General features: G+C 68.2%; 9 protein-coding genes, 1 tRNA gene and 1 other RNA gene. 7 read left to right on the top strand and 4 right to left on the bottom strand.

The window, feature by feature from the left end; all coding sequences use genetic code 11:
• Nucleotides 1-4 precede the first annotated feature (4 nt).
• On the bottom strand, nt 5-808 hold the full coding sequence (locus ACJH7A_RS17565; RefSeq protein WP_346415857.1) for a hypothetical protein: 804 nt from the start codon (nt 806-808) through the stop codon (nt 5-7).
• An 81-nt stretch (nt 809-889) separates the two neighbouring features.
• Nucleotides 890-975 (bottom strand) — tRNA-Ser (locus tag ACJH7A_RS17570).
• A 68-nt stretch (nt 976-1,043) separates the two neighbouring features.
• Here ACJH7A_RS17570 and ffs point away from each other — a divergent pair.
• From ffs to ACJH7A_RS17585, 3 genes are all read left to right on the top strand, one after another.
• Nucleotides 1,044-1,140: signal recognition particle sRNA small type (gene ffs, locus ACJH7A_RS17575), an RNA gene on the top strand.
• A 28-nt stretch (nt 1,141-1,168) separates the two neighbouring features.
• Nucleotides 1,169-2,452: an aminotransferase class I/II-fold pyridoxal phosphate-dependent enzyme gene (locus ACJH7A_RS17580; protein WP_406784007.1), complete on the top strand. Its 1,284-nt coding sequence runs from the start codon at nt 1,169-1,171 to the stop codon at nt 2,450-2,452.
• Between the two features lie 298 nt (nt 2,453-2,750).
• Nucleotides 2,751-4,745: a DNA polymerase III subunits gamma/tau gene (locus ACJH7A_RS17585; protein WP_212807392.1), complete on the top strand. Its 1,995-nt coding sequence runs from the start codon at nt 2,751-2,753 to the stop codon at nt 4,743-4,745.
• On the opposite strand, the gene ACJH7A_RS17590 is transcribed toward ACJH7A_RS17585, so the two are convergent.
• Both ACJH7A_RS17590 and ACJH7A_RS17595 read right to left on the bottom strand, forming a co-directional pair.
• Nucleotides 4,746-6,050 (bottom strand): class I SAM-dependent methyltransferase, encoded by a 1,305-nt coding sequence (locus ACJH7A_RS17590; protein ID WP_406784009.1) that lies wholly within the window; start codon nt 6,048-6,050, stop codon nt 4,746-4,748.
• Nucleotides 6,047-7,438 (bottom strand): FAD-binding oxidoreductase, encoded by a 1,392-nt coding sequence (locus tag ACJH7A_RS17595; RefSeq protein ID WP_406802435.1) that lies wholly within the window; start codon nt 7,436-7,438, stop codon nt 6,047-6,049. Before ACJH7A_RS17595 ends, ACJH7A_RS17590 begins: the two co-directional genes overlap by 4 nt.
• Before the next feature lie 71 nt (nt 7,439-7,509).
• Between ACJH7A_RS17595 and ACJH7A_RS17600 the strand changes: the two genes are divergently transcribed.
• From ACJH7A_RS17600 to ACJH7A_RS17615, 4 genes are all read left to right on the top strand, one after another.
• Nucleotides 7,510-7,947, top strand: coding sequence for an SRPBCC family protein (locus ACJH7A_RS17600; protein ID WP_020101051.1), 438 nt, complete (start codon nt 7,510-7,512; stop codon nt 7,945-7,947).
• Between the two features lie 107 nt (nt 7,948-8,054).
• Nucleotides 8,055-8,387 (top strand): YbaB/EbfC family nucleoid-associated protein, encoded by a 333-nt coding sequence (locus tag ACJH7A_RS17605; protein ID WP_029105129.1) that lies wholly within the window; start codon nt 8,055-8,057, stop codon nt 8,385-8,387.
• 1 nt (nt 8,388) lies between these two features.
• On the top strand, nt 8,389-9,000 hold the full coding sequence (gene recR, locus ACJH7A_RS17610) for a recombination mediator RecR (RefSeq protein ID WP_029105128.1): 612 nt from the start codon (nt 8,389-8,391) through the stop codon (nt 8,998-9,000).
• 382 nt (nt 9,001-9,382) lie between these two features.
• Nucleotides 9,383-9,607, top strand: a complete 225-nt coding sequence (locus ACJH7A_RS17615) for an MbtH family protein (protein WP_318983915.1) — start codon at nt 9,383-9,385, stop codon at nt 9,605-9,607.
• Nucleotides 9,608-9,650: the final 43 nt, after the last annotated feature.

Raw genomic sequence — 9,650 nt, forward strand, 5'->3', positions numbered from 1 at the left:
GCCCTTAGGCTCCGCGCCCGAACAAGCCGGAGCCTTTGCCGGAGCGGCGGTTGCGCAGCTTACCGGCGGGGGCGTCATCAGTGGCCGTTTCTTCAGCCTCGTCCTCGTTGGTGTCGGCGGTCTCTTCGCCTGACGTCTTGGCCGCTTCATCGGTTTCGGCGGCCTCGGTGTTACCGGCCTCGCCGGTTTCGGTGGTCTCGGCCGCGTCGTCGTCGGCCTTGTCCGTGGCCTCTTCTTCGGCCTCGGCTTCGGTGTCAGTCTCGCTCTCATCGCCGGCTTCCGCGACTTCAGCGGCGACGGCCGGGGCCTCATCGGCGCCCTTGTCGGCCTTGCGGCGGCCGCGGCGCTTGCCGTCGTTGACCTTCAGCGGCGCCGGCGGCGGAGGCGGCAACTCGGCGACGAAGGCCAGGTAGAACGCCAGGGCGGCGAGCAGAGCCAGGCCGGCCGCGCCGCCGTAGATGCCGAACAACCAGGTGCCGGCCTGATCCAGGGTCAACCAGATCTCGCTGATCGCGGCGCCGATGATCAAGACGCCCGCGACGATGTGCAGGACGATCGACCAGGTCCGCAAGGTCAGCGCCAGCTGCGGGGTGCCGTACTCCGGCAGGGCGGTGCGCTGGCGGGTGAACAGGACCGGCAGCGCCGACAACGCGACGATCAGACCGCAGACGATGCGCATCGCGGTGCCGAGGGTGTGCGACCAGTCGCCGGTCAGCTCGTTCCACCGGGGCAGCGCGAAGAAGAAGTACAGCAGCCCGGCGAGGATGAGGAACGACGCGTGCCAAATGATCGCTACCGGCCGCCGCATACTGCTCCTCGAGGGTTTTTCGCTCTGATAGTGGGCCGGGGTGCGACCGGCTGATCAGCTGGTCGCACCCCGGACCGAGTGCGGAGGATAGGGGATTTGAACCCCTGAGGGCTGTTAACCCAACCCGCGTTCCAGGCGAGCGCCATAGGCCACTAGGCGAATCCTCCGTCGACAAGGGTACCCGACCCGGATCCGACGCCCTACTCGTGTGCCACTGGGTGGGTACTACACTCGTGGCCGGACCCCGCGCGGCGTCCATCCTGTGAACTCCCCCAGGGCCGGAAGGCAGCAAGGGTCAACGGGCTCTGGCGGGTGCGCGGGGTCCCCTATGTTTTCGCGATCTGATGCGAGAGGCGCGCCGTGTCGTTTCTGTCCCTCGGCCGTGACGAATTGCAGGCCCAGCACGATCTGCAACAGCGCAATTACGCCGAACTGCAGGCCCGCAACCTGGCCCTCGACCTGACTCGCGGCAAGCCGTCGGCAGAACAGCTCGACCTGTCGAACGCCATGCTGAGCCTGCCGGGAGACACCCCCGGTTCCTACCTGGACGGCAACGGCACCGATACCCGCAACTACGGCGGTCTGCACGGCCTGCCCGAGCTGCGGGCCATCTTCGGTGAACTGCTCGGCCTGCCCGTGCAGAACCTGATCGCCGGCAACAACGCCAGCCTCGAGTTGATGCACGACGTCATCGTGTTCTCGCTGCTGCACGGCGGCGTCGATTCGCCGCGCCCCTGGGTGCAAGAACCCGCCCTGAAGTTCCTGTGTCCGTCGCCCGGCTACGACCGGCACTTCGCGATCACCGAGAGCTTCGGCATCGAGATGATCCCGGTCCCGATGCTCGAGGACGGTCCCGACGTCGACCTCATCGAGGAGCTGGTGGCCGCCGACCCGGCGATCAAGGGCATGTGGTGCGTGCCGGTCTTCGGTAACCCGACCGGCGTCACCTACTCGTGGGAGGCCACTCGCCGGCTGGTGCAGATGCAGACGGCGGCACCGGACTTCCGGCTGTTCTGGGACAACGCCTACGCCGTGCACACGCTGACGCACGAGTCGGTCCAGAACGTCGACGTCGTCGGCCTGGCCGCCACCGCGGGCAACCCGAACCGGCCGTACGTCTTCGCCTCGACGTCCAAGATCACCTTCGCCGGCGCCGGCGTCAGCTTCTTCGGCGGCTCGCTCGGCAACATCGCCTGGTACCTGCAGCACGCCGAGAAGAAGACCATCGGCCCGGACAAGGTCAACCAGCTGCGGCACCTCCGGTTCTTCGGTGACGCCGACGGCGTGCGGCTGCACATGCAGCGGCACCAGGCGCTGATGGCGCCCAAGTTCGCGGCCGTCGCCGAGATTCTCGACGACCGACTCAGCGCGTCGAAGATCGCGTCGTGGACCGACCCCAAGGGTGGCTACTTCGTCAGCCTCGACGTGTGGCCGGGCACCGCGAAGCGGACCGTGGCGCTGGCCAAGGACGCCGGCATCGCGGTGACGGCGGCCGGGGCGTCGTTCCCGTACAAGAAGGACCCGGAGGACAAAAACATCCGGATCGCGCCTTCGTTCCCGCCGCTGCCGGACCTGCGCCTCGCCATCGACGGCTTGGCGACGTGCGCGCTGCTGGCCGCGACCGAGGCGCTGCTGAAGGGCTGAGGTCCTGCCGCGCGCTGTATGCGTTGACCCTGTACCCAGGGCGCATTCGTGCGAGAGCGGTGCGCCGTGGCGTCAGGATCAACGGGTGTCACTGCCGTCCCCACGCTGACTCTGTACTGAGGGCGCAGTTGTGCGAGTAGCGGGGTGCGCAGGCGCAGGGTCAATCGAGTCGTGGTGGTCGTGTTCGCCGAGCCTGACTGCACGGCGATTTGCGGCCTGATTTTCCGCCACCACGTCAGCTTCGCGGAATGGCGAATCCACCAGAGCACGAGTCGGACCCGCTCGGTAGCCTTCTTCCGTGGCTCTCTACCGCAAGTACCGACCGGCAAGTTTCGCTGAGGTAGTCGGGCAGGAGCATGTCACCGAGCCGCTGTGCAACGCGCTGGAATCGGGCCGCATCAACCACGCCTACCTGTTCTCCGGGCCGCGCGGCTGCGGCAAGACGTCGTCGGCGCGCATCCTGGCCCGCTCACTGAACTGCGAACAGGGGCCGACGGCCAATCCGTGCGGCGAATGCCATTCGTGCGTGGCGCTGGCGCCCAACGGGCCGGGCAACATCGACGTCGTCGAACTCGACGCCGCCAGCCACGGTGGTGTCGACGACACCCGCGAACTCCGTGACCGGGCGTTCTACGCGCCGGCGCAGTCGCGGTACCGCATCTTCATCATCGACGAAGCGCACATGGTCACCAATGCCGGTTTCAACGCGCTGCTGAAGATCGTCGAGGAGCCGCCGGAGCACCTGATCTTCGTGTTCGCCACCACGGAGCCGGAGAAGGTGCTGCCGACCATCCGGTCGCGTACCCATCACTACCCGTTCCGGCTGCTGCCGCCGAAGACCATGCGCGGCCTGCTGGAGAAGATCTGCGCGCAAGAAGACGTGCAGGTCGACGATGCGGTGTACCCGCTGGTCATCCGGGCCGGTGGAGGCTCGCCGCGTGACACGTTGTCGGTGCTCGACCAGCTGCTGGCCGGGGCCGAGCAGAACCGCGTCGTGTACCAGCGGGCGCTGTCGCTGCTCGGCGCCACCGACCTCGCGCTGATCGACCGCGCCGTCGACGCGCTGGCCGCCGGCGACGGCGCGGCGCTCTTCGGGGCTGTGGAGTCGGTGATCGACGCCGGGCACGACCCACGCCGGTTCGGCACCGACCTGCTGGAGCGCTTCCGGGATCTGATTGTCCTGCAGGTGGTTCCGGACGCCGCGGCCCGCGGTGTGGTCGACGCGCCGGACGACGTCATGGAGCGCATGCGGGACCAGGCCGCGCAGATCGGCACCGCGACGCTGACGCGGTACGCCGAGGTGATGCACGCCGGGCTCGGGGAGATGCGCGGCGCGACGGCACCGCGGCTGCTGCTCGAAGTGGTGTGCGCCCGGCTGCTGCTGCCGTCGGCCAGTGACACCGAAGCCGCTCTGCTGCAACGCATCGAGCGCATCGAGACCCGGATGAACGTGTCGATCCCGGCTTCGGAGGGCGGGGCCGTTGCTGCCCCGCGTCCCGCTCCGGTGGCGGCCCCGGTCCCGGCACCGGCCGCCGAGTCGTTCGCGGAGGCCCCGAGCGCTCCGCCGGCTCCGTCGGGTTCGGCAGGAAATCGGCAGTTCACGCGGAGAAGTCAAGCCCCGCAATCGGTTTCGGCACCCGAACCGGAGCCGACACCGCCGCCCGCACCTCCGGCGCCGCGGCCCGAACCGCGTCCGGCGCCCGAACCGGCGCCGGTTCAACGTGAAACATCACCTGAACCCGTCGCCCCGCCGGCTGCCGCACCGGCAGCGGCGGCGCCCGTGCAGCCGGCCGCCGCGACACCCGGTGAGCCCGATGCCGCCGCCGTGCGCGCCATGTGGACGACGGTGCGCGAGAAGGTCCGCATGCGCAGCCGCTCGCTGGAAGCCATGCTCATGGAGGCGACGGTCCGCGGTATCGAGGCGGACACTTTGGTGTTGGCGCACCCGGCCCCGCCGCTGGCGAGGCGCCTCAGCGAGCAGCACAACGCCGACGTCATCCGCGAGGCGCTCAAGGATGCCCTCGGGGTGAACTGGCGGGTGCGGTGCGACGCCGGTGCGGCACCTGCGGGTGCGGCCGGGGGCCCGTCGGCCGGTTCCGCGCCCGCGGCGGCAGCCCCGCGTCCGGCGGCCCCGACGCCCGAGCAGCAGGCCGCCGTGGAGCGGGCCGAAGAAGAGGACATGCTGGCCGACGCCGCCAACGACCGCGGCACGGACGTGCCCCGCCGCGACCCCGAAGAGGTGGCGCTGGAACTGCTCAAGAGCGAGCTGGGCGCCCGCCCCATCGGGGAGTGATCAGGGCGTCCACCAGGGCCGCAGCGGCAGCCCGCCGTTGGCCCCGTGCTCGTCGAGTTTGACGGCCAGGACCTGGTGCAGCTGAACGACATTGGTCTCGAATCCCACGCGGGAACCGGCCATGTACATGCCCCAGACCTTGGCCGTGGCCAGGCCGACCTCGGCGACCGCTTCGTCCCAGTTCCGCACCAGGTTGGCGCACCAGTCGCGCAGCGTCAGGGCGTAGTGCGGGCGCAGGTTCTCCTCGTGCAGCACCTCCAGCCCGACATCCTGGGCGGTGGCGATGATCCGCCCCGAGCCGGTCAGCTCTCCGTCGGGGAAGACGTAGCGGTCGATGAACCCGCCGATGTTCCCGGCGCGGTTGTGCGGCCGGGTGATGCAGTGGTTGAGCAGCAGTCCGCCGGGGCGCAGCCGGTCGTGTAGGAACCGGAAGTAGGCCGGGTAGTTGGCGACACCGATGTGCTCGGTCAGACCGATCGAGGACACCGCGTCGAAATTTCCTTCCCGCACATCGCGGTAGTCTCCGTGCACGACGCGGGCGAGATCGGCCAGGCCTTCGTCGGCGATGGCGCGCTGCGCCCAGCCGGCCTGCTCCGCCGACAGCGTGACACCGGTGGCCTGCACACCGTGCCGGGCGGCGTACCGGACCATGCCACCCCAGCCGCAGCCGACGTCGAGCAGCCGGTCGCCGGGCTGCAGGCGCAGCTTGTCGAACACCAGCCGGTACTTGTTCTCCTGGGCTTCCTCGAGCGTGGCGTCGGGCCGCGGGTAGCAGGCGCAGGTGTACGTCATCGACGGCCCGAGCACCCGTTCGTAGAACGCGTTGGAGACGTCGTAGTGGTGATGGATGGCCTCGGCATCCCGGATTCGGCTGTGCCGCAGCCCTTCTGCCATCCGGCGCCATCTCGGCAGCGCCTCCTGCGGGGGCGGGGCGATCGGCAGCAGGTGTTCGAATCCGATGGACCGCACGATGTTCGCCAGCACCCGGATCGGCGGACGCTTGAATTCCACCTTGTCGGCCAGCGCCTTGAGCAGTTCGTAGGGGTCGCCCGGATGCACGCCGAGCGCAGCGAGATCGCCTGCGACGTAGGCCCGGGCCAGGCCCAGATCGCCGGGTGCGGTCGCCAGATAGGTGGTGCCGCGCGGGGTGAGCAGGCTCAGCCCCAGCTCGGCGTCCTCGGGGCCGGCCGAACTGCCGTCGTACGCCTCGAATTTGAGGGGCAGCCGACCACTCGAGAAGCTCTCCAGGACCTCGGCCAGCGTCAGCTTGCCGTCGGTCGTCCCTCGATCGTCAGTTGTCGTCATTGCCGTTGTACCGCCTTCTCATAGAGACCTAGTAGCCGCGATTCGGGGTCGTAAACGTCTTTGACCTTCTGGTACTCCGCGCCGCCGTAGCGCCGGTGGAAATCCTCACGCGAATAGAACGACTCGGAGTACAGGGACTTGTGGCCGCCGCATTCGTCGACCTTGTCCTCGATCAGGCGGTTCGTCTCACCGGCCACCTGTCCGGCCGGGACCGATGACCAGAACCCGACGTTGACGTAGTTGCGGTGGGGCTGGATGGGATACAGCGGCCAGCGGGTGTCATCGCGTAACCGCAAGGGGCACAACCAGATCGGGGTGATGGGCACACGTGCCAGGAACCACTCGAGAAAGTCGACGACGCGCTCGACCGGCACCTCGACGTCCTGCACCACCCGTTCGCGCAACGGCTTTTCCGGGGCCAGGAGGCTGCGGCGCTCGATCCGGTCGGCGATCCGGAAGCGCTGGTCGAGGCCGACGAGCTTCCAGTAGACGCTGCTGCGCCGGTACCGGCGGGGCCACAACCGCCGGATGAGTGGGCGTTGTGCGCCGAAGGCCGCCGAACACCAGAACCAGTCGGTGTCCCAGCGCCAGAGATAGTCCTGCGTGGTGAGCCGGTCGTGCCGCTCACCGGAGTCGTGCTGGATGGAGCGGTAGAAGATGCGCTGACCGGTGTAGTCGCTGACCGGGCCGTCGGTCCCGGTCTTCATGCCGAGGCACAGGTAGCTCTCGTCGGGTCCGAACACGACGCCGTCGAGGTAGTCCACCGGCACACCGTCGTGGCCGCCGGTGTCGAGGATGCGCTGCAGCTCGTCCACCAGATCGGCCACCCGGTGGAAACGCAGGTGCCGCAGCTTCACGAACGGGCGGACCGGCTCCAGCTCGATGCGCAACCGTACCGAATAGCCCAGCGTCCCATAGGAATTCGGGAAGGCGTAGAACAGGTCGGAGTGGGTGTGCGGTGATGCCCGGATCAGTTCGCCGGCCCCGGTGAGAATGTCGAGTTCCTGCACGGACTCGTGCGGCAGGCCGTTGCGGAACGACGTCGACTCGATGCCCAGCCCGGTGACCGCGCCCCCGAGGGTGATGGTCTTGAGCTGCGGCACGACAAGCGGCGCCAGGCCGAACGGCAGCGTCGCGGCGACCAGCGTCTCGTAGGTGCACATGCCCTGCACGTCCGCGGTGCGATTCTCGGTGTCGACGGCCAGCACGCCGTTCAGCCCCGAGACGTCGAGCCCCTTGGTCTTGGTGCGCGCACGCGCCCGGAACAGGTTCGACGTCGGTTTCGCCAGCCGCACCGTCGCCCCCCGCGGGATGGCGCGATAGCTGTCCAGCAGTCGCTGAACGGCCGCCTCGTGGGCGGCCGTCGCATCGCTCGTGACAGCAGTCACACATATACGCTAGACCGAGATCGCGGTCCTCGCGACCGCAAGGGAAGCCGTATGAACAGGAGTTTTACCTGATGGGACAGGTCAGTGCGTCCAGCACCGTGTTGATTCTCGCCGAACCGGAGAAGGTGCTGGCAGCAGTCGCCGACTACCAGACGGTGCGCCCGAAGATCCTCTCGTCGAACTACAGCGGCTACCAGGTGCTCGAAGGCGGACAGGGCGCCGGCACCGTCGCCACCTGGAAGCTGCAGGCCACCAAGAAGCGCTCGCGTGAGGTCAAGGCCACCGTCGACGTCGCAGGCAAGAGCGTCATCGAGAAGGACGCCAACTCGTCGATGGTGACCACGTGGACCGTCGCCCCGGCGGGCACCGGCTCGACCGTCACCGTCAAGACGGCGTGGCAGGGTGCCGGCGGTATCGGCGGCTTCTTCGAGAAGACCTTCGCCCCGCTGGGCCTGCGCAAGATCCAGGACGAGGTGCTCGGCAACCTGAAGAAGGTTGTCGAAGGCTAGCTCTTCGGCGCACGGAGATTCTTTTCGCGGCCAGTCGGTCGCCCGGTGATCCGTCGGGCGACTAGGCTGGCGCGCACACCCGATCATCGAAACTCGAGGGGACCGTCATGCAACCCGGTGGCCAGCCCGATATGTCCGCGCTGCTCGCTCAGGCGCAGCAGATGCAGCAGCAGCTCATGGCGGCGCAGGAGTCCCTGGCCACCTCGTCGGTGACCGGTCAGGCCGGTGGCGGTCTGGTCAAGGTCACCATGATGGGCAGCGGTGAGATCACCGCGCTCACCATCGACCCGAAGGTCGTCGATCCCGACGACATCGAGACGCTGCAGGACCTCATCGTGGGTGCCCTGGGCGACGCCTCCGAGCAGGTGACGCTGATGGCGCAGCAGCGCCTCGGCCCGCTGGCCGGCGGCATGCAGGGCATGGGCCTGCCCGGGTTCTGATGTGTTTGAAGGACCCGTACAGGATTTGATCGACGAACTCGGCAAGCTGCCGGGGATCGGGCCGAAGAGTGCCCAGCGCATCGCGTTCCACCTGCTGTCGGTGGAGCCGCCGGACATCGACCGGCTGACCGCGGTGCTGAACCGGGTGCGTGACGGCGTCAAGTTCTGTGCGGTGTGCGGCAACGTGTCCGACGACGACCGGTGCCGCATCTGCAGCGATCCGCGCCGCGACGGCTCCCTGGTGTGTGTCGTCGAGGAGCCCAAGGACGTCCAGGCGGTGGAGCGCACCCGCGAATTCCGCGGGCGCTACCACGTCCTGGGCGGCGCACTGGATCCGCTGTCCGGCGTCGGGCCGGAACAGCTGCGAATTCGCGAGCTGCTCAACAGGATTGGGCAGCGGGTCGACGGCGTGGACATCGTCGAGGTGATCATCGCGACCGACCCCAACACCGAGGGCGAGGCCACGGCGACGTACCTGGTCCGCATGCTGCGCGACATTCCGGGGCTGACGGTGACGCGCATCGCGTCGGGTCTGCCGATGGGTGGCGACCTCGAGTTCGCCGACGAGCTGACGCTGGGCCGGGCCCTGGCCGGCCGCCGCGCGATGGTCTGACGCGCGGCTCGGCCGCGGTTGTCTGACGCCCGGCCCGGCAAGCTCATCCGCCCCGGTTCAACTCGCTCCCCGCCGAAACCGCATTCGGTCTGGCCCCGTCACCCATTTTCCCTGCCAAATTACCGTTTCCGCAGATTTGGCTAACGAGCTGACGCGGCGGGTGAGGGGCGTGTACTGGGAAGTCCGTACCGGTATCGGCATCCGGCAAAGAATTGCGCCAAAGTTGTTGTTTCCTTGGGGATTTCGCGTCGATCGCGCCGCGGCGGCCCGTTGGCAAACACGTGTGTGGGAACTCAGTGTGGGCATGTAGCATTCGCGCACGGGCCAACCGGAGGATCGGAAGCCCCAATTATCTTGAGCGTCAATTCTTTTGGGGAGCACCATGAGCACCAACCCGTTCGATGACGACAATGGCACCTTTTTTGTGTTGGTCAACGACGAGGAGCAGCACAGCCTGTGGCCCACGTTCGCGGACGTTCCCGAGGGTTGGCGAGTGGTGCACGGCGAAGCCGACCGTGCCTCGTGCCTGGAGTACATCGAACGGGAATGGACCGATATCCGGCCCAAGAGCTTGCGTGACCGACTGTCGGTTGGGCAGCCGCGCTGAGCCTTCGTTAGTTCAGGGGTAGTTCGTCATTTCAGTGTTCGGG

This window comes from Mycobacterium sp. SMC-17 (genome assembly GCF_045310915.1).
Classification (GTDB): Bacteria; Actinomycetota; Actinomycetes; order Mycobacteriales; family Mycobacteriaceae; genus Mycobacterium.